Source organism: Dyadobacter koreensis, assembly GCF_900108855.1.
Taxonomy (GTDB): domain Bacteria; phylum Bacteroidota; class Bacteroidia; order Cytophagales; family Spirosomataceae; genus Dyadobacter; species Dyadobacter koreensis.
In genome coordinates this window covers 1,097,178-1,118,671 of the sequence record NZ_FNXY01000001.1, presented here as the reverse complement: position 1 = coordinate 1,118,671, position 21,494 = coordinate 1,097,178, and the positions used below count along the sequence as shown (strand labels likewise).

Annotated in this window: 16 protein-coding genes and 1 pseudogene; 14 read left to right on the top strand and 3 right to left on the bottom strand. The window is 43.7% G+C overall.

Annotation, left to right across the window (positions count from 1 at the left end; all coding sequences use genetic code 11):
• Positions 1–44: 44 nt before the first annotated feature.
• Entirely contained in the window at positions 45–3,140 is a 3,096-nt protein-coding gene (locus tag BMY70_RS04585) for a lantibiotic dehydratase (RefSeq protein ID WP_090332439.1), read from the bottom strand.
• A 998-nt stretch (positions 3,141–4,138) separates the two neighbouring features.
• Between BMY70_RS04585 and BMY70_RS04575 the strand changes: the two genes are divergently transcribed.
• A complete protein-coding gene (locus tag BMY70_RS04575) occupies positions 4,139–4,609 on the top strand; it encodes a JAB domain-containing protein (protein WP_090332434.1) in 471 nt (156 codons plus the stop codon).
• Positions 4,610–4,861: 252 nt separating this feature from the next.
• Here BMY70_RS04575 and BMY70_RS04570 read toward each other — a convergent pair whose 3' ends face one another.
• On the bottom strand, positions 4,862–5,140 hold the full coding sequence (locus BMY70_RS04570; protein ID WP_090332431.1) for a hypothetical protein: 279 nt from the start codon (positions 5,138–5,140) through the stop codon (positions 4,862–4,864).
• Between the two features lie 608 nt (positions 5,141–5,748).
• Between BMY70_RS04570 and BMY70_RS04565 the strand changes: the two genes are divergently transcribed.
• From BMY70_RS04565 to BMY70_RS04530, 7 genes and pseudogenes are all read left to right on the top strand, one after another.
• The gene (locus BMY70_RS04565; RefSeq protein ID WP_090332429.1) at positions 5,749–6,126 is read left to right on the top strand and encodes a plasmid mobilization protein; all 378 of its coding nucleotides are present in this window, start codon (positions 5,749–5,751) and stop codon (positions 6,124–6,126) included.
• Entirely contained in the window at positions 6,120–7,409 is a 1,290-nt protein-coding gene (locus BMY70_RS04560) for a relaxase/mobilization nuclease domain-containing protein (RefSeq protein WP_090332427.1), read from the top strand. Before BMY70_RS04565 ends, BMY70_RS04560 begins: the two co-directional genes overlap by 7 nt.
• 24 nt (positions 7,410–7,433) lie before the next feature.
• Entirely contained in the window at positions 7,434–9,431 is a 1,998-nt protein-coding gene (gene mobC / locus BMY70_RS04555) for a conjugal transfer protein MobC (RefSeq protein ID WP_090332423.1), read from the top strand.
• A gap of 943 nt (positions 9,432–10,374) precedes the next feature.
• Positions 10,375–10,674: pseudogene (locus BMY70_RS31645) on the top strand (DUF3892 domain-containing protein); the annotation flags it as partial.
• A 274-nt stretch (positions 10,675–10,948) separates the two neighbouring features.
• Complete coding sequence (locus BMY70_RS04545) at positions 10,949–11,632, top strand: hypothetical protein (protein WP_090332418.1); 684 nt, start codon at positions 10,949–10,951, stop codon at positions 11,630–11,632.
• A gap of 620 nt (positions 11,633–12,252) precedes the next feature.
• Complete coding sequence (locus BMY70_RS04535; protein WP_090332413.1) at positions 12,253–13,047, top strand: sensor histidine kinase; 795 nt, start codon at positions 12,253–12,255, stop codon at positions 13,045–13,047.
• 17 nt (positions 13,048–13,064) lie between these two features.
• Positions 13,065–13,715 carry a response regulator transcription factor gene (locus BMY70_RS04530; RefSeq protein ID WP_090332411.1) on the top strand — a complete coding sequence of 217 codons (651 nt, stop codon included), beginning with the start codon at positions 13,065–13,067 and terminating at the stop codon, positions 13,713–13,715.
• A 129-nt stretch (positions 13,716–13,844) separates the two neighbouring features.
• On the opposite strand, the gene BMY70_RS04525 is transcribed toward BMY70_RS04530, so the two are convergent.
• Positions 13,845–14,096 (bottom strand): hypothetical protein, encoded by a 252-nt coding sequence (locus BMY70_RS04525; RefSeq protein WP_090332409.1) that lies wholly within the window; start codon positions 14,094–14,096, stop codon positions 13,845–13,847.
• Between the two features lie 522 nt (positions 14,097–14,618).
• Between BMY70_RS04525 and BMY70_RS04520 the strand changes: the two genes are divergently transcribed.
• The 6 genes from BMY70_RS04520 (at position 14,619) to BMY70_RS04495 (ending at position 21,491) form a co-directional block, all read left to right on the top strand.
• Positions 14,619–14,933 (top strand): hypothetical protein, encoded by a 315-nt coding sequence (locus tag BMY70_RS04520; protein ID WP_090332406.1) that lies wholly within the window; start codon positions 14,619–14,621, stop codon positions 14,931–14,933.
• An 86-nt stretch (positions 14,934–15,019) separates the two neighbouring features.
• Positions 15,020–15,496, top strand: coding sequence for a hypothetical protein (locus BMY70_RS04515; protein WP_090332404.1), 477 nt, complete (start codon positions 15,020–15,022; stop codon positions 15,494–15,496).
• 164 nt (positions 15,497–15,660) lie between these two features.
• The gene (locus tag BMY70_RS04510; RefSeq protein ID WP_218148571.1) at positions 15,661–16,734 is read left to right on the top strand and encodes a LacI family DNA-binding transcriptional regulator; all 1,074 of its coding nucleotides are present in this window, start codon (positions 15,661–15,663) and stop codon (positions 16,732–16,734) included.
• Between the two features lie 80 nt (positions 16,735–16,814).
• Positions 16,815–18,689, top strand: a complete 1,875-nt coding sequence (locus BMY70_RS04505; protein WP_090332401.1) for an ulvan lysase-like protein — start codon at positions 16,815–16,817, stop codon at positions 18,687–18,689.
• 302 nt (positions 18,690–18,991) lie between these two features.
• Positions 18,992–19,918, top strand: coding sequence for a sugar phosphate isomerase/epimerase family protein (locus BMY70_RS04500; protein WP_143072053.1), 927 nt, complete (start codon positions 18,992–18,994; stop codon positions 19,916–19,918).
• A gap of 34 nt (positions 19,919–19,952) precedes the next feature.
• Positions 19,953–21,491 (top strand): glycoside hydrolase family 28 protein, encoded by a 1,539-nt coding sequence (locus BMY70_RS04495; protein WP_229209478.1) that lies wholly within the window; start codon positions 19,953–19,955, stop codon positions 21,489–21,491.
• The last annotated feature ends 3 nt before the right edge of the window (positions 21,492–21,494 follow it).

Here is a 21,494-nt window from a genome sequence, read left to right as displayed (position 1 = left end):
GAGATACGTTTCGTGAAGGAGGTGAGATAAATTTAAATAGAAAATCAGTTACAATTTACAACCTGAGGGAATATTTTTTTTGAATTTTTGTTTTTCATTACGGAGGTATAATACTTCTTAAGATAGTGATAAATAACAAATTCCTGTTGCCGCTGCCGGGTGAAAAACCAGCGGTTTAAAAACAGGTGGATTAGATCCGTGCAGAGTGGTAGTTGCATGGGGGCGCCGATCAGTGCGGGGCTTTTTGTAAGCCGCCCGATTCGGATGCTTCGCTTTTGAAAAAAGACGGCTAGTTTACTGATTTCAACCGGTTGGTCCAAGCCCAAAATCGTTTCGATCCGCTGTCTCTGGGCTCGGTAGTTTTCATCCATAACCCTTCGCAGCGTTCCATCACCGTCGAGTTCGGCTGCAAACTGCTGATGCATTTTCTCAACCAGAATCCTTTTTTCGTTCAGATCCAGGTCAAAATCACTCAGAAGCTTATCCGTAGCCCAAAGGGCCGCCTGCCAGCGCCGGTCAGGATCCTGTCCGACAGCGTCCAGTGCACTGAAAACGGCCTGGCTGTCGCAGTGAAAAACCGACTCGATTTTTTCATAGAGCTTCGAGGGGTAGCGCTCCAGTTCTCTTTGATAGGTATCGGTCTGCATGTTTCGGACCATCCCGCTTTCTAACAGCGGTTCCACAGCCTTTTGAAGCTGCCCGAGTACCAGGGCCCAGAAGTGTTTTTTCTCGCTGTAAAAACGTAGCCGTAAATGCGGCTCAGGATCGTTATATCGTATAAAAAACCATTTTTGGATGATTTTTTGCTTTTGCAGCGATGCCATCAGCGGTGCAAGCGCCTGGGTGATCAAAAGATCCGACAGGCTTTCCGCGCAGTATAATTTTACATACAGCCAGCGGCTGCCCGTACAGAAGCGTCGCGCTACGCCGCCGGTCGGCACCTGGTGTAGTTCGGCCTGCACTGCGGGCCTGGCGTGGGTAAAGTAAGGGATCACCACCTCGTTTGAAAAGTGCTGCCCGCCTTGTTTCAAAATGCCCTGACCAGGCCTATCAAGCGATTCACTGATGCGGACATGTCCATTCTTTTTAAGCAGCTGACTGAGCAGCGAAAGGGCCTGCTCACTTTTACTGTCGATCAGAAGCGTTTGGTCCTGCTGACCTACTGTAAAATACCGGGGCGTGTTCAGTTTTTTCTCAACCGTTTTCCACCAGTCGGTTTTGCTTTGCAGCGGGCTGGGCTCCTCGGCATCGGTCAGAAGCCAGCTGGCCTTGCTTAAAATGAGCTGATTATACTGCACGCGTGGAAGATAAGCCGCATCCGAGTAGCCTGCCCAGTCCCAGAAGACTGACGCGGTGTGCTGACTGGCCAAATCACAAAGAAAACGGTAGACCGGAAGTCCGCTGCTGAAATTGTGCGCACTGCTAAGGGCCGGGATGATTCTTTTTTGCAAATTCCGGCTTGTCAGTATAAGGTTTTTGCCGTCCTGGCAGCTTAGCCAAAGATCATCGGTGCGGATCGTTTTACCGGCCGAATTGCCCGCTCCTGCCAGATAGCTGATTTGGTAGGAGCCCAGATCCGGCCGTTGAACGATGTTGGCCGCCTTACCCGCCGGCAGATGGGCGATCTGAGCCAGGATGAGATCACCGGCATTCGCCTTCTCATGTTCCATAATCCGTTCAACGTGCCGGGTGAGCCCAGGATCACCCGGGCAGAAGCGGGTCAAAAGACTACTGGCCGAAGGGCCCGCGAGCGCTTTGAGCTCAAAAAGAAAATCACCCGCATCAAGCGCACGCTGGCAGCAGGCATGAAAGCTTCCCAGCACATAAAAGCTTGAGGGCAGCGCCGCTGAAGGATTCTGATGTTTTTTTAGCAGCTCGTCTGTCAGAAGAACGGTGTGAACCCTGTTGTCAACAGCGCGCTGGTAGAGCGCGCCTGCAAGATCGTTGATGTTAGCTTCCGGTGTTTTTACCGGGGGCGCATTGTCCCTAAGGCCGCCAAGCAGCGGAAGCTTGGGCTGAGTCATCTCACTCAGCGAGCCGTAACCCATGCCGTAATCATAGTCCAGCGCCACAAGAAGTGGCACGGGCTGCTGGCCGTAGCGCATATAAAAACGGCTGGTGAAATTATCAAGATCCTCGCTGCGGCCTGGGCGGCTTAAAAAGGATAGTCCGTCCAGCTGCCGGCCAAGTCTTTGCAGCACCCTGCCACTGATGCGGGCCTTTAAGGTCTGAAACCGGAGCGTGCTGTGTAGGGTGCTTTCCAGCGGATGATCGGCTTTCAGAAAATCCGTCAGGGCTCTGTTGACTTCTGTGGCCTGAGCATTCAGCGCTAGCTGCGTTTGGATTTTTTGCAGGGCGGCTGTTAGGGGCCGGGCATATTTTAAAGTGCCCAGCACCGATTTGAGGTAGGTAAGGTAGTCTTCACCTGATACCTTTGGCATCAGGCTGTCGGTAAACATCTGAGAGCGGATCAGCGCGTCTGCATACGCATCAGCCCGTCTTACCCCAAGGTTTTCACCTTTAAGCAGGTTTTTAATTTGAGCAGGCGAAATTCCTGTGGCTGCCTCTGCAAGAATCTTTTCAAGCAGCGGATCAAAGCGTACCTGCGTTAAAACGAAACCGGATTGCTGCTGCCTTTTCAGATACCGGTAGTTCTGCCCGGCCCGGTACAGCGAGCTATTGGGATAAAACAGCAGCTGGGATCGAAGCCTTGTATTTTCAAGGATTTTCGCCCTGATGGCCAGTTTGGCTGTGCTGTCAAGTTGGCTTCGAAGGGCCCGGGGGCGTTGCCTTGAAAAAAGGATCCGGGTGCTCTGACCGGTCTGTATGGTGAAGTAACCTGCGAAAAGCCCGAAGGGCGTACAGCGGCTTGCCGCCCGGATCAAAAATTTATACAGGCTCATAAGAAGCTTCTGTTTTCCGCTGACTGGTTTGCCCGTTACGAAATCTTTGGCCAGCCCGTAAAGCGTACCGGAGGCTAGCTGCAGTCCTTCTAAAAGCACCGGATCAGAAAAGATTTTGTGTAGTTCAGATTCGAATACAGAAGGGGCGTCCTGGATTCGGGCATGAAAATCTTCAAGGATGTTTTTGGAAAGCAGCGGCCTGCGAAACACGCAGAAGCCGTAGGATTGGGGTTTCATAACAGTTGCTCTTTAAAGGTACAGTCCGATGCTGTAAAGTTTAAAAGGTGTTTTCAGGGCGGTAAATTTTTGTGATCATACGCATCAAACCCGGTACGAAAAAGCGCTAGTGACATGTGAAGTGCGTTCAGGTGGGTATAAAAGGTACTTACGCCTGCTTGGGTGTGACCCCGAAGCAACAGCAAAAGTGCCGTGAAGATAGTTTTCCCCATTTTTTTCGCAGAGAAGTGCAAACCTAAAACGGTTCGGCATAATGCCGGCAGAAGATCGGTATTCCTTTTTTGCTTATTTTCTTTTTCTGCCGGCACCCGTCAAGACTTTTGGTCCGGGACTTCCAGTCCGGGACTTATTCCGTTTTCCCTTTTGGCCCCGGGGTGGGGGACTCTGATCCTTGGCTTTTTTTTCTTGTTTTTTCATTGGGGTCAAGCCCTATGCTTATTCTCTAAGTGCGGGATCATCCGGCTTTTGATTGCAAAAAAGCATTTTGAAAGGCGAAGCATTACGGGTCAACCGCTTTTTAAAAGCTATGGTCATGGCCTTTTTATAGCACTGATCAAGCGGTTGTTTTTCTGGGTCTCCAGTTTATGATCCCTTTTGTTACTGTGTATTATTTGATAGGCTGATTCGCTTTGGGGCTCCTTGGCCGGTGAACAGAGATTCGCGCCCCCTTTGGGGCGAAAGCGGTGTATCCCCGGGATCGGCGGTCGTTAGGTAGGTGTTTTTCACCGGGGATAAGGCATGGTTTCATTCGGGAGAGCATTGCAAAAAGATAAAGCATGCTCTACTAAGCCATGGAAAAAGTGGTATCGAAGTAAAGTACGATCACTAATTCCCCTGCAAGTTAGGCGGCCAAACCGGTGGAAGTGCGGTGAAATTCCGGCATAAACGCGGAAGGCCAGCGCGCGAAAGGCTCTCCTTTATTCCGTTGCTTCTCCTTACTTACCGGCTTAACGCCATACAGGGCACCGTAATTAATTTTTAAACTAAAAAGCGTAGTTATGGAAAGCCTTGTCAAAAAACCGGATTACCTGATTGCTTCTGAAATAGAGCTGATCTACAAAAATAAAGTGAAAGCCAGTGAACGGCCGAAAATAAAAGGGGCGCACCAAGCTTACCGTGTTTTGATCGAAAGCTGGAACCCGGATGAAATTGAGTTTCGTGAAGTATTCAAAATAATGCTCATTAGCCGGGCGAACCGGGTGCTGGGCATTTATGAAGTTGCCAAAGGAGGATTGACAAGTGTAGTCGTCGATGTAAGAATGATCTTTGCCGCAGCCTTGAAAGCGAATGCCTCAGCCCTTATACTGGCCCACAACCATCCTTCAGGACAGCTGGTGGCCAGTCAGGCAGATAAAAATCTGACCGACCAGATCAAAAATGCCGGTGATATTTTAGATGTACCCGTGCTGGACCATCTGATTGTGAGCAGTGAAGGCTACCTTTCCTTTGCCATGGAAGGACTGATTTAAAGTTCGGGCCTTGCTGGCAAGGCACCGGTGAACGCACCGGTGCCTTTTTTATGCCGCTTTTCGCCGAACTGATAAATTGCCTGTACCCTGCAAAACAAGTATCAACGCAGCTTCTAATCCAAAGCTAAAAAGCCGACCGGCCATTCGCTTAAGCACCATCCTTGATAGCGGAATGTTAAGCCACAAAGCTTTGCGTAAAGCGGTGCCAAGTCCAGGATTGCAAAAAGATGGTCTTATCTCGCTGATGTGGCCCTAGCTTAACCCTTTAAGCTTTTCGTTGAGCGCCGAAAGATCAGCCTTGGACAGCGAGTCGGAAACAAGTTTTTCAAGTTCTTTCACTGTCTGCTCGCCAAAATAACCTACCAGGCCTAAGCCCGGATCGTTTTTGCCACTTAACTCATTTTCAACACAGGCTGCCAGAAAAAGCAGTGATTTTCGTGAGACGCGAAGATCTACCTTTATTTGCTCGCTCATGCCCGGTGAACAAAGAAGGGTTTCATATATCAGCGAAATATCAGTTGTTGTTGCCATAAAAAATCGTTTGGATAATTGAAAAATAAACTTTCCAAAACTAAAATCCCGCTTTCAATATCACCCATTTAAAAAATGAAAGGGTAGGAATTGCCGACTATAATAAGCAGCATTTATTATTTTATCAGACTTGCCGGTGATGCCCGCAGAAATGGATTTAATGGAGGGTATTAAAATAACGATTTTATTGTGCTTTCAAAATGGACGAATCTACTCATGTCAAGCGGGGAATCCATCAATTTGAATGGGGCCGGGGAGGCTTTACCTATTTAGAATTTAAAAGGGTCAACGTATTTTAAACTTCTGCTTATAGCTTTGTATCACAAGCCGAAGCTTTTAACAGTAGGCTTGATATAAGGAAGGTGTTTTTTTGAGCGTTAGCAGGTCAATTTTTTTTAATAATTCTGAACTTTCAAAAAAGCTTAAGACCACCTGCTTTACCGTGGTCGGCAAGATGTACCGTTGTATCACCTTTTTTTACGGTCCCCGTAAAATGGTAATCCCCCGGGATCTTGCCTGGCCGGGGCCATGGCCGCCCTTTACTCGGAACTCGCAGGCGGCAGCATAGAAAATGATGTTTTGTTAGACATGTGAAATAGACAGAGGAGATGAAAGAAAAGAGAAGAAACAAGTGGCTGCACGTGAGGCTGAATCAGCAGGAATTTGATAAAATTCAGCAGCAGTTTCATGCGACAACCTGCCGCAAACTGAGCGATTTTACCAGGCGAAAACTGCTCGGCCAGCTGCTGGTAGGAAACTACCGGAACGCTTCACTTGACCAGATCACTGAGGAGCTTGCCCAGTTGAAAGCGGAGCTTTCCGCGGCAGGCAACAACTTTAATCAGGCCGTCAAAAAGCTGCATATGCTCAGTAAAATCAAGGAGTTTGAACACTGGCTGATTGGTTATGAGCTCGACCGCAGAACATTGCTTCGAAGCGTGGAGAAAGCGGCCGGCCTGATCGCTGAGGTGGCAGAAAAATGGTAGCGGTCATCCATGCCGGAAGCTCACTCCGCTCTGCGCTAAAATACAACGAGCGGAAGGTCACAGAAGGGGTGGCAACCCTTCTGGATGCAGGCTATTTTCTTCAGAGCGCTAAGCAGCTCAGCTTTCAAAGCAAGCTTTCCAGGCTCGCCTCTCGCAATGCTTTGAATGGGCGCGTTAAGGTCAATACGCTTCATGTCTCACTTAATTTTTCGCCCGATGAGAAGCTGTCTTCTGACAAACTTAAAGCAATTGCCGGCAGTTACCTGGCTAAAATCGGCTTTCAAAACCAGCCTTATCTTTTGTATGAGCACCATGACAGCGGCCATCCGCATGTGCACCTGGTGACCACCACAATAAGAGCGGACGGTTCAGCGATTAATCTTCATAATATCGGAAGAAATCAGTCTGAAAAAGCCCGGAAGGCGCTGGAAAAAGAGTATGGTCTAATGCCTGCCCAGCGGCAGAACCCTGTCAAAACTGAGCTGAAACCAGTGGATTTGAAAGCAGTACGTTACGGGGAAGCAGAGACCAAAAAAGCAATAGGAATAGTGCTTCAATCCGTAATTCCAAGCTATCATTACAGCTCGCTCGCTGAGCTGAACGCGGTATTAGGACAATACAATGTAACCGCGGAAGCAGGCAGCCAGGATTCGAGAATTTATAAACATCGAGGCCTTGTTTACAGGGTTCTTGACAAGGACGGAGCGAAAACCGGGGTGCCTGTAAAGGCCAGTGCATTCTATTTCAAACCTACTTTAAAGGCGTTGGAAAAAAGATTTGCAGCCGCTGAGCCCGAACGTTGCAGGCAAAAATCGCGCGTGAAAAACGCGGTAGATCTGGCACTTTTAAATCAGACACATTCGCTGGAAAGCCTTGGCAGGGCCCTTGCAAAAAAAGGTGTGCGGCTGGTGGAAAGAAAAAGCGGGAAGGGCCTTGTGTACGGGCTTACCTACATCGACATGCAGACAAAGTGCGTCTACAACGGCAGCTATCTGGGCAAAAATTACAGCGCAAAAGCGGTCCAGGAAAGGTGTCAGCTAAAACCTGAACGGGAAAAAAAGGTGCCGGAATCCGCGCCAAAATCAAAGCAGAAATACCCGCATGAGCCAGTAGTCACAGCGGGCTTTTCAAAGCCAGTAGATCAAGGTTTAACAGACAGTCCAACGGGTAGCACCGCTGATAAAAACCTGTGGGAAGCGCTGATGCTACCGGTTTCAGATCCTGGTTATGTTCCCTGGCAGCTTCGGCGTAAAAGAAAAAAGAAGCGAAAAGCTGCCAGGTAGTGATCACATTTTAAACCTATTTTTATGCAAACCTCAGAAAACCAGCAGGCGCTTTCAAAGATACTGGATATGAGCCGGCTGATCGCGATCACTGTGCTTGCCCTTCATTTTTATTACGGGTGTTACAGCGCATTTGAGTCCTGGAAGCTGGTAAGCCCTTTGGGTAATAAGCTGCTTGATAACCTGGTGCGGACCGGGCTTTTCATTCCGTTTCATAAAGCAAAACTGATTGCACTCTGTTTTCTTGGCATTTCACTGCTGGGTGTAAAAGGGAAAAAAAAGGAAGGGCTAAGGATGAAAACCGGACTGTATTATACCGGCACAGGCCTCTTCCTTTACTTTGCCGGCTACCTTATTTTCGACTGGACATTCAGCGCGGAAGCACTTGCCGCGTGTTATATCATCATTACTTCGCTGGGTTTTACTTTGTTGATCGCAGGCGGAACGCTGATCTCACGCGTGATCACGCTGCGGATAAACAGCCAGGATATTTTCAACGAAGAAAACGAGACTTTCCCGCAAGAGCAAAGGCTTCTAACCAACGAGTACTCGGTAAATCTGTCTGCGCGCTACCAGCTGAAAAACAAGCACCGGGCTAGCTGGATCAATATTATTAATCCGTTCAGGGGCCTTCTTGTTTTGGGGTCGCCCGGCTCAGGAAAGTCTTATTTTGTCATTCGTCACATTATTTCACAGCATATCAGCAAAGGGTTTTCAGCCTTCATTTATGATTTTAAATATGATGATCTTTCACTGATCGCCTATAACTGGTGGCTGAAATCAAGGGCTAATTACCCCGTAGCACCTAAGTTTTATACCATCAACTTCGATGATCTGAGCCGCTCCCACAGGTGTAATCCACTGGAAGCTGCCGCGATGCAGGACATTACCGATGCAGCCGAATCAGCACGCACGATCCTATTGGGACTAAACAGAGAATGGATAAAAAAGCAGGGTGATTTTTTTGTTGAATCGCCTATCAATTTTCTGACTGCGGTGATCTGGTACCTCCGGAAATATCAGAATGGAATTTTCTGCACATTGCCGCATGTAATCGAAATTATGCAGCTGGATTATGATAAGCTTTTTACGCTGCTTCGCACTGAAAAAGAAATCGAGGTGCTGATCAACCCCTTTATAACGGCTTATCTGAATGATGCAATGGAACAGCTGGAAGGGCAGATCGCCTCTGCAAAAATTGCGCTGGCAAGGCTTGCTTCACCTCAGCTTTATTATGTGCTCTCAGGGAATGATTTTACGCTCGATATTAATAATCCGGCTGAGCCCAAGATTCTCTGCGTAGGAAACAACCCGCAGAAAATCCAGATTTACGGGTCGGTTTTATCGCTTTATGTAAACCGTCTGGTCAAGATCGTCAATAAAAAAGGCAAACTTAAAAGCTCACTGATCTTTGATGAATTTCCTACGATCTACCTGAGCGGCATTGATAATCTGATCGCCACGGCGCGCTCCAATAAAGTTGCAATTACCCTTGGGCTGCAGGATTTTTCCCAATTAAGAAAAGACTACGGAAAAGAGCAGGCTGATGTGATTGCAAGTATTACCGGCAATATTATCTGCGGTCAGGTGACAGGCGATACCGCGAAACAGCTTTCGGAGCGCTTTGGGAAAATTATGCAGGACCGCACAAGCTACTCGATCAACCGGACGGACACCTCGATCAGCCGCTCAAAGCAGCTTGATATGGCAGTGCCGGCCTCTAAGATCGCATCGCTGAGTGCTGGTGAATTTGTAGGCATGGTGGCTGATAACCCTGATGAGAAAATCGAACTGAAAACATTTCATGCTGAAATAATCAACGATCATAAGCAGCTTGCAGCGGAACAGCAGGCCTATGTCCCGATCCCTGAAGTTAGAACTCTGGATGAAAATATGGTTAACAGGAATTTTGATGAGATTCGTCAGGACGTGCAAAGCATCGCAGACAGCGAGTTTGAACGTATCCTGGAAGATCCGGCCTTCACGCATTTGATCATCCAGAAAAATAAATCCAAATACTAAACCTTATCATGAAATACAATGAAGGGATAATCATCGGGTTTATTGCTATCAGAATTATATATGACCGATCACAGCAGACGTTTAACACATTCTAAAACATACGCAAATAACTTGCTACTTGGAGATAAGGAGTATATTTCAAGCCCGTGTAGCTGCTAAATAACTATGTATTTAATATTAAAAAGGAATTTCGACCCTCTTTTCAGAAACCTGTGATAAGTTATTGATAGTAAGTAATTTGTACCAAGCGCTTTAATGGATTTAAAGCAGAGTTCTTTTAAAAATCACGAATTTAATTTGATAAAAAGTGAACAAATGCTTCATCAAAAGGAATATTAAAATTCAGATAATATAATTTTATTTAACTGGTTAACACAAAATTTTCGGCCTTGAAAAGATTCAACGATGGCTGTTGGTGTGGACAATTCGGCGACACTTATTGCCTTATGGTTGCGATCTAATGACAGTTCATACATCACATTTATTGCAGGTTAAGAACAGGCACTACGACGAATTGTTAAGACGGATTCGGCTCTGCTTACCTAATGTACGTGATAGTTACAAATCGCTATCAAGATAAAATCTTAATCGTACTTTGATCTTATCTCTATACAGCTATTCGAGAAGATAAGCAATATCTTTAAAGCTGTTGAAAATAAAACCGTTTCGAAGATTGTACATATTGTTTCGATGGCATTCTAACAATACCAAACCATACAAGTTTGATTTGGAGATTTATCTTTTGGGAATTTGGTTGTTTAACGAATTATTAAGTGGTTGTTGGTTGAAAATGATTATTTTTATATTTAATGCCGTCTTTTGGGTAATTAACTTTGTTGACATTTATAGGAGGAATACGACCATTGAATAATTCGTTAAACAACTAAAATAAATAGATATGGCCGTATACCGAATTTCTGGAGTTTGAAAAAATTCCGAAAATGTAATCACACATTATGCATTTCACACATCTAGTAGTGGCTCAGCTACACGTGCCAAAAAAGTCACAAAAGCCGAGGCCAAAGATCTACTGGAAAAACTTGGGAATTCGGTAACCACTTGGGTATGGAATTATAATTCAGCAAGATGGAATGTTGGGGAAACAGTGAAAGTAGTTAATGGCGGAAATGGGAAATATTTAAGGTCTAACCCAGATAATAAACAGACTGATAATTTAGCACATTTGATCGACTTCGATTGGATTTTCCCTAACTGGAATACAGTAAACTTTAAAAACGACTAAATCGATAAGATGGTTAGCTTGTATTTCTCCATTTCATACTTATTGAAAACTGAATCTATTAAAGCGTCTTGGTGGAAATAGTCATTCAAGTGTAGCGAACAGAGTGCAATTCATTTAAATGTGTAACTGAACATTTATTTAAACGATGTGAATTGGATGTCGTGCAAATGCCGGAGAGGGTATTTTTCCCTAAGTAAAAAGGGGGAAATCCTCATTTATAAGTTACCCAGATAGAAATAATTTTGTCTGTTCATAACCTTAAACATCTATCATTATGCCGTTTTTAATTTCAGAATCCGTCTTAGAAAAAATCGTTTTTCTAACCGACTGGAGGCAGATTTCACTTGCAGATTTAAAAAACTTCCGTAGACAATTAGTAGATCGCTACCATCGATTACCCGTCGATACCGGAGTAGATTATTCCGCAGACCTAAATGAAATTTCAATTAACACAGAATTTATTTGTGATTTAATCAAGCGAGCTGAAATAGGAGACTACATGGTAGCACAATACTATTGCGACACCGCTGATAATCTATTCAAGAATTTGACCATTGCTTTCGCAATAAAGAGAAAAGTAGAAGGAGGGCAAGACGTACTTATTGCTGACACGTTTTATCTTGTTAACGGTGATAAAATTAGCGAGGCGGCTTTTAAACCTTTGCACGAAAACTATAAAAGAAGAAGAGAAATTCTTGGAGGCTTTCCAGGGGGCGAATTTAAAAAAGACAGAGAGGGGCGGGCTCACCTAATTTCTGTGGAGATGAAAGAAGTCTTTGCTAAAATAGACATCTTAAACCAAGATATTTTTGCTTATTTCATCCTTGATGATTCTATACGTGGGCAGGCAACACTTAGTGTTACGTTTACAGATGCACGGGTGGATATCGACAGACAATTTCGTGAGGATGATCCAGGCGCTTATGACCATGGAACTGCTTGTTGTCCAATTGAATAGATTTAAATGTCACTATATTTTTATCTTATTATATTAACTCTGTGCTTTCTGGTAGGTCTTTTCTATTTAAGAGATTTACCGGAAAGCTTAATACCGATTTTTTTTCTGGTTTTGACAACGGTCATTGTAGAAAGTATTGGTTTGTACTTTTTAAAAGTTTTGCATCGCACCGCGTCTATAATTTTTCACATTTATCAAATCTTTGAATATTTTTTTTTAGCCAAATTCTTCTTACATATCGTCAGATCGGTTCAATGGAAACGCATCATAAATGCAAGTATTTACTGTATCATTTTTATTAATTTGCTGACGATTTTTCACATGGTTGACAACACCCGCTTGTTTAATGTGTATGTTTTTTTGAGCGCGGCACTACTGTTAACTGTATGGAGCTTTCTTTATTTTTCTCAGCTTTTTCAAAATATTCAAGAGTTCAGATTGGAAAAAAATCCGAACTTCTGGATCTGTACTGGAATCGTATTTTTTTACGCGGGATCTTTTTTTCAGATGGGTTTCACAAATAGTATTTACCGCTACAGCCCCGAGCTGGCAAGGCAACTGTATGTCATAAACCACTTATTAAACTGTATCTTCTACGGACTTGTTACCTATGGGTTTATATGCCAGACAAAATATCGGAATCAGTTGTAATTGTAGTTGCAGGAACGATCCTAATACTGCTTTTACTTGTATTTTTACTCACATTCTTCTTTATTTTCCAACGCCGTCATTTACAACACCAGACGGAGAAAGCACAGCTTCATGCAAAGTATGCACAGGAAATATTACTCTCTCAAATAGAAGTTCAAAATAGTACTTTGCAGCAAATAGCTCAGGAGTTGCATGACAATATTGGTCAGCTTCTATCAGTTGCTAAGATAAATCTCAATATTTTAGAGGATATTCAAAAAGATACAGACGCGCAGCCATATATAACGCAGACGAATGACATCATCGGAAGTGTTATTTCTGATATTCGTTCTCTTACTAAAAGCTTTGATGGCGACTTCGTAAAAGATTTTGGTCTTGAAGATAGTATGATTCAGGAACTTAACCGTATAAAGAAGACGAATAAGTACTTTACTGAATTTATCACGGAAGGAGAGAAATATTCGTTGGGATACGAAAAAGATATTATTTTATTTCGGATTTTTCAAGAACTTCTCAATAATTGCTTGAAACATGCAGTTGCATCTCAGATTACTCTACAATTGCATTATCATAAAAATTCACTGGAATTTCAACTAAAAGATAATGGACAGGGATTTACACCAGAGCAAAAGAGTAAATCGATTCTTAACTCTGGGGCAGGTTTACGAAATGTGCAGCGGAGAGCTGAACTTATTCACGCTAGTTTTGCCATAGACTCTGCACCTGGCAAAGGAACATTAATCATCATAAAACTCCCTAGATAACCTAATCGCTCTGAAATATGGCCACTTCTGTTGTTATTGTTGACGATCATGAATTAATGGCCCAGGCTTTATCAGGGCTGATCCAGAAATTTGATACATACGAAGTTCTTTTTGAAGCTTATTCAGGGCAGGAGCTTACTCAAAAGATTCATTATGACTTGATACCAGATATCGTCCTATTGGATATTCACATGCCGATTATGGATGGTTTTATGGTTTGCGAATGGCTGAAAACACACTATCCATCAGTAAAAGTACTGGCCTTGTCCATGAGCGACAAGGAAGAGTCAATAATACGTATGTTAAAGTGTGGAGCGATTGGCTATTTGCTGAAAGGTTGTAAGCCTCATGAACTCAAGCATGCCATGGACGCTGTCGTTAGCCAAGGATATTATTATTCCGGATATGTTGCTAGTCATCTCATAAATAATGTAAATCCGAACGTACTGGATAATAGCTACGGTTCTCCACGACTTAATGAAAGGGAAATCTCTTTTGTAAAACTAGCCTGTAGCGAATTAACGTATAGTCAGATAGCGGACAAGATGTGTGTTAGTCCTAGAACCGTCGACGGGTATCGAGAATCTGTTTTCGAAAAATTAGACGTAAAAAGTCGGGTTGGAATGGTAATAAAAGCCATTCAGATCGGAATTTATGAAGTACCTTAACCGTTACTATCAGTGGCAGAATTTACGATGGGAGTAAATAGCAATTTTATAAGTTTTCTATTGCTAAATCGAAACCCTACCAGTAGGCCGTTAACTGATTAATAAGTCAACGGCCTGATTTTCTCAATTTTACGGACAAAGCGTGTCGAGAATACTCATCAGAGCCCTAACAGCCGCTTTGATATTTCCCGGAATAAATGGAATCGCCAGAATTCCTGCAAGAAATGGTCGAATTTTTCTATACAATGGGCACAACTGGGGGATTATTGGAAGATTTAATGCAGTAATACCTTCGCTATGATCTTTTAGTAAGTCGCTTCCTTCCAACTCACTATTTAATCTGACCATGTCGTCAAAAGAAAATTCTTTTTCTGCTTCCATTTTGATTAATAATTTAGGTGAATTTTTGAACTAGGCTTGGGTGTAATCACTTTTTTGTTCATAATTATAGCCATGCTTTGTGATAGTAAAAGTATAACGATATTCGGGGCGGATACACGGGGAAATCACCCAACTATGAATGGGGAGTTTCCCGTATTTTAGAAGAAAGGTTTAATCACAACTAAGTCGAAAATCTTTGTAATTGACGGATCGGATTCAGCTCTATTTAAAATTAGCTGAACTGCGATATACTGCATACCTCGAGCCGGTAAATTGTAAACCAGAGAGAGGAATCTGAGATGAATGACTATTTCAAAGTATCTGGAATCGGATGGAAATTATAAAATGGTCAGATTATCTTATGTAGTGATGAATCGTTCGAGTTCAACTTAAAGAAAGCGGAGACCGTATTAGCGGCTGGGAAGCATACTGCACGAAATGAAATTAAAGAAGCCATAGCTGACTTATCGAGAAAGCCTTACGCTAATATAATCTGGCGCGATCCAACACAGCTTAGCTTGTTTGGAATGCATTAGTCGTGAAGCTGCCAATGATAAAAAAGCGACACTTGGTGAACTGATAAAAAAATACAAAGGGACCATTCCGCCACCTTTGGACATTAAGATTGAAAAAGCATGGGGTTACTCATCAGAACAGGGTCGTCATTTGAAAGAAGCCCGCGATTCTGAATTTGACGAAGCAGAGCTGCTTGTAACCTTGGCTGCAGGTCATTCAACATATATGGTAAGGAAATTGACACAAATGGCAACAGAGAAAGACGAAGCGTTTATGCCTTTTGATATGCCCGATGATGATGATGATGATTTGCCCTTTTAACAAGAGTATTTGTTTCCCGAGCGATGACCTTTTAAATATGCCCATTGTTCGCATTCTAACGTTCGCTTTCACAACCTTATAAACCGATGCGTTATTCAACAAATTGGTATCAGACGGCACTATCTATCCGAATACCGATTAGTTACGGTGATGCGAGTACGACCATCAATAATGTTTTTACGTCCTTTCCGTCGATCGGAGAAAGAAGTTTTGTCCGGTACAGTTATACGATCAAAAGCGCGGTATCATTTACGTCCAATGCTAAATATCTTTTCTCTACCGGATTTAACAGAGGTTACCGGTCTCAGTCACGCCGTGCGGATCTTGTTTATAAAAATACAAAAACTGACATGACCAGCGGCGAAGCTCTTGGCCGGTTTATGTATTTTAATTCCAATGGTGCCCGTATATCGGGCGGTGTAATCCTGGGAAATCTGGACTACACGCACACTTGTAACAATAAATCTTTTTCTGTTGTTTCCGGTCTTTTTGAACAGGGAGATCGAGATGGGTTAAAGACAAATCTGAACCTTTCTGAACCGGACAGAGTGCAGTTTAGATAAGACGCACAATTTATTTGGCTAAGCAAAATTAATTAGTTTTAAGCCAACATATCCGTTAAGATTTAAACTATCAAATCTTGTGGTTTTTGCGCGAATCTTCTGAGAATTTCTTCAACGTTTCACCTGATTGTTTATATTTGACATTCATTTATACTGAAATCATTGTGGAAGAAAAAGAAGATAGCTTGCTTTCAGGAGTGAAGGAAATTGCAAGAAGGGCGAAGGTATCCAGGGCAACAGTTGACAGGGTGATTCACAACAGGCCGGGAGTATCATTAAAAACAAAGAATCGTATCAATGCGATTATAGAGGAACTTGAATACCAGCCCAATGTTTTAGCTCAGCGACTGGCCTTGACATCCAGAGGGATTCTTCGCCTTGCTGTGCTCTTGCCTGATATATCACAGGAAACCGAGTATTGGAAAGCACCTCTGGAAGGGATAAATAAAGCCGAAACAGAAATCAAACAATATGGTTTACAGGTAGACTACTATTTTTTCGATCAAAACGAGCAGGCCGTTTTTGCTGAGCAGGTACGTCTGATCATGGAGAATAAGCCTGACGGAGTATTGATTACACCAACATTCGAAACGGAATCTATTGCACTACTTAGCTACTGCAAAGCAAAAAAGATTCCCTGCGTTTTAATGAATTCAGATATTCCGGGTCAGCAAAGACTGTGTTATATCGGGCCTGAGCTTTTTGACAGTGGTTATCTGTCCGCTCAACTGGTACATTATTGTCTAAAGGAAAAGCAGAAAGTAATGATTGTTAACATTGCCAGAGAAATTGAAAACAACGTAGCAATTCTGCGCAAAGAGGAAGGGTTCCTAGCCTATTTTAAGGAGAAATTATCCGAAGACCTGCTTGTATCCTTGAATACAACCGATACCAGTTACCCCGCCGTTGCCGGAAAGCTTAATGAGTTGCTCCAAGAGGAATATCATGTGGGTGTAATTTATGTAACTAATTCTCGTGTTTCGCTTGTGGCAAAATGGTTGGAATCGATTGGCAGGAACGACATCATTTTGATCGGATACGATTATCTTGATAGTAATATTGAATTTCTCAAAAAGGGAATTATCGATTTTCTCCTGTGTGAAAAGCCCCAGGAACAAGGTTACCGGAGCGTCATGACGTTATTCCAGTTTCTGGTGTTTTCCACTGTCGTCAAGGAAGATTACCTGATACCGATCGATATCATTACGAGTGCAAATTACAGGTATTATAGAAATTAAGCAGTTTCGCATTTATTTTCATTAATTTCGTGCACGTGCCCTATTTTGATTTATGCAAGGGTCGCTTAAACTATCATTGTATGAAATACGCTGGTATTTTTGGGATATTTGCTCTGCTTTGTGTGTCAACAACAGCAATCTCCCAGCCGATTCAAATCAAAAAGGAATATGCTTCTACCTTACTTGATCTCACAAATACATTACTGGATCTTCAGATCAGTCCGTCAGCTCATGCCGACTGCGGAGCATTGGTTTGTAAAAATTGTAACGTCCTGCATACCAGAGCAGCGGAGGCCGCTTATCCTTTTGCGGTTGCCTACAGAATCACCGGACAGACGCGTTATTTGAAAGCTGCAAAAGACGCCGCATTCTGGTTGATCGGTGAGCAGGAATTAAATGGAAGCTGGAAAGAAACACCCGAGGAGTGGACAGGCACTACCACCGACCAGCTCTTAATGCTGCTGCTGTCGTATGAGATCATTGCCGGTAAACTAAGTGATAAAGAAAAAACACAATGGATGGAAGCATCCAGGAGAGCCGCAGATTATCTGTGCCAGGTAATGAAACCGGAATTTGCCAGCATCAATTACGTTGCAACAACTACCGCCACGCTTGCTAAGGCGCAGGAAATCACAGGCGTACCACGTTATGGTGATAAGGCTCATGAAATGGCGAGAAGAACCGTTTCCAAAATGGATGAATACGGATTTATCAATGGAGAAGGCGGCAGGGGGGTAGGGGCTAAATCGGGAGTAGATCTGGGTTATGAAATGGAAATGTCACTATGGGGCCTCGGACTCTACGCCAGGATAACGGGCGATACCCTGGTTAACAACCGCGTACGCCATGCACTTAAAGCGCATTTGTATTTTATCTATCCTGATGGATCGCTTGATAACTCCTGGGGCGTCCGCTCCAACAAATGGACCCTTTACGGAGGAGCCACTTCCGATGGCTGCCAGGCCTTGTTCTCACTTTATGCCAAAGAAGACGAACGTTACGCCACCGCATCCTATAAGAATCTTTTGTTTCTCAGAAAGAATATAACTCCAGGTGGCCTGGTAGGATATGGACCGCATCATATGAATGTGCTCAAAGCTGTACCCTGCATTTATCCCACTTTTACCAAAGCAAAAAATCTCGCACTCGCTTATCAGGCGGAAACCAGCGAAACCAGGTCCTATGCTGCGCTGCCTTCCGAAAAACAAGGATGGATCAAATACTTTGCAAATCTTGATGTGGTACAGGTAAGAACCAAAAACTTCATGGCCACCGTGACCGGCTATCGCTATAAAGATCAGATGGCTGGTGCCAAAAGCAAGTATATGTTTCGTCCCGATGGTGGCACTGTTTCGTATTTGTGGGCGGAAGGATATGGCGCTTTGCAGGCTTCCAGCGTAACCGAATACTCGCGGCCGGAACCAATGAGCTTTCCCGAAGCGCCTGGTGTCAAAAGTCTGACTCCCCGGATTTCGTACACCGATTCATTGGGCTATTTCACCAATCTGTTTGAATTTGACGCGCGGTTAGTGGCAAGCGAGTCTAAAAATGATCAGTTTAAGGTAGAAGCAAAAGGTGAGCTTAAAAACAGAAACTGGATAAATGGTGGAGTGGCTTACGGCATTGACTACACCTTTGCGGACAACCACATAGAGAAGAAAATAACACTTACCTATCACGACGCCCTTCCCGTTGTTACCATCACAGAACCTTTTATCCTTGAACCCGGTACGAAGATTCATCAGGAAAATGACTCGACAGTCCTCATAAAGGGTTCAAAAATGAGTTTTCTCTTTACAACAAACGGTGGAGAACAACTGATCACTGCCCGGGATTTGAAAAACTACTGGGCGCCATATCCCGCACTTGCAGCATGTCCTCTAGAATTAGTAGTGTCTCCACCTGAACAGGGATTTATCAAAACAATTGTTTATAAAATTTCAATAAAAAATTGAAGTAAACATTTATATTAGAATATTGGTATTAAAAGGCCCATATGCATTGTAAAAGGGCATTTTTGTTGAATATTTTTTGGTCAAATGATCATTTGATAGCATTTTTGTGACTTTTTCCTTTAAAAATAGAGTCAATAATTTGGTCTGTACTATTTTTATTTTAAATTTGTGCACGTGCCCGGTGTATCATTCGGGTCTGGCAGGAAATACGAAATAAGTCTTTAAGTTTTGAACCATTTTTTTATTTACATAAAATCGGGCACGTGCCCGAAAATTCGAAATTTTATTCTGGAACGGGTTCTATGGAAATTAGCTGTGCATATCTTTATATCATCTCGAAATATGGTTATCCACCGCCGGTTGAGGATACGGTAGCGCATATCAGGGAAATAGCACAGCTGGGATTTGCTTCTCTGGAACTTGAAGCAATCGGGAAGAGTAATATTGAATATTTGTTTGAAAATAGAAAGGCTGTTAAAGATGCGCTGGCGGAGTATGGCTGTTCTGTACCGGTTTTATGTGTGGTATTGCCACGGCTTGGCGCCGATTTGCCGGCATCGGAGCGGGCGGAATGTCTGGAACTTTTTGAAATAGGTTGCCAAACTGCCCATTTTTTAGGCGCAGAAGGCGTTTTGGATAACGGCCCGCTTTTACCGCTGAAATATCCGTCCGACATGCCGGTCATGCGTCATTACAGTGGCTTGCAAATGGCAGGCCTGCATTTGCCGTTCTCGCTGGACTGGAACAGTTATTGGAACAAGTTGGCAAAAACGTACGGGTCAGCGTGCGGAATAGCCGCAAAATATGGGCTTGATTATCACCTTCATCCCTGTGAAGGGAGTCTGACGGCCACGACAGATTCTTTTTTACTTTTTTCACAAGCAGTAAACGCGCCGAACCTGAAGTTTAATCTGGATACATCCAATCAGTTTCTGGTCAGCGATAGTCTGGCGTTGAGTTTGGTAAGGCTCAGAGATAAAATAAGTTACATACACATATCGGATAATTCCGGGCTGAAAACAGAACATTTGCCACCAGGAAAAGGCAACATCGACTGGGATTTGTTTTTCGCGGTTCTCAGAGAGATCAATTACAAAGGCAGGATTGCCATCGACGTGGGCGGAGCAGAGACCGGAATTGAGAACATGGAAGACGCATACCGCGAAACTGCGAGCTGGCTGAATAAAAAGATTGAATATTATCTCCAACCAGCCGGGGCGGTTTTATAGGTAAATCTGTTAGTTAAAGTTTAAATCATTGTTAATGAATATTTTAGGTGAATATTTTTCTCGTCTGAAAACGCGTATTTTGTTTGCTTTGATGGTGGCAATTTCCGCAAATTTGTGGGCGCAAACATACGACATCCGTCATTCTGGTGCGATTGGTGACGGGATCACGGACAATACGCTATTTATTCAAAAGGCGATTGATTCCTGCTCGGTCACGGGTGGCAAGGTATATTTTCCAAAAGGCATTTACCTTTCAGGAACGCTGGTTCTGAAAAGCAACGTGACGCTGCATGTCTCATCCGGAGCGACACTTCTTGGTCAGCCCAATACGAAGTTTTACCCTTATCAGAATTCCGGTATCCGGTTTTACGGGGAGGATTGGGCAAAACAGGCTTTGATTTTTTGCAAAGGTCAGAAAAATGTCTCCATCGAGGGCCAGGGAACGATTGACGGCCAGGGTGCTGCGTATGTGACAACGACATTGAAAAAGCCGGATCGTTATAGAGACAGACCGTACCTCTTATGGTTTGCTGGATGTGAAAATGTATCGGTTACGGGCGTCCGCCTCCAGAATTCGGCTTTCTGGATGCAGCATTACCTGGGTTGCAAATACGTCCGTATTGATGGTATTAAAATCTGGAATCACTCCAATAAAAATAATGATATGATGGACATTGACGGTTGCAGTTACGTGACCATCTCCAATGTCATTGGGGATTCGGACGACGATGGGATTACGATCAAAAGCACTTCACCACTTGTTTCCGAACACATTACGATAACAAACTGCGTGCTTAGCAGTCATTGCAGTGCAATCAAATTTGGGACCGAATCCGTCGGAGGCTTTCGAAACATAACCATCTCAAACTGTGTCATTAAACCCTCTGCACAACTTAAAACCATTTATGGCAAACCAGCCGGGATCGGCGGATTGGCCATGGAAATGGTGGATGGAGGGATTATGGAAAACATTACGGTAAACAATCTTGTAATCGATGGTGCCGAGGTTCCGCTGTTTGTCAGGCTCGGCTACAGGGCGCGCAAACATATCGGGTCAGCCAGTACGCCGGGATTAGGGAAAATCCGAAATGTCAGTATTTCCGATGTCGTTGCTACCGGTGCCGGAATTACCGGCTGTTCTTTTTCGGGCATTGGCAGGGCTCCGATAGAAAACCTTTCACTGCGAAATATCAGCGTTGAATTTGCCGGAGGTGGTCTTAATTCCGATGCAGAAAGGATTATAGAAGAGCTGGAAGACAGCTATCCGGAAGGAACCATGTTTGGAAATTTGCCCGCCTATGGGTTTTATGTTCGTCATGCAAAAGATATAAAAATGTCGGGCATTACCTTGCGTTACAAAACGGGCGAGCAGCGTCCGGCATTTTTTATATCCGATACCCACGATTTTTCTATTCTGGATACCCATGTGAAACCCAATCCGGGCTCGCAGACAATGGTCGTTCTGGAAAAAAGTTCGAATGGACTTATATCTGCCAAAGGATACAATTTCCCTGCTGGCGGTTTCATTAAAAAAGATAAGCTATCTAAAAATATCATTGGAAAAGTAGAATAAACA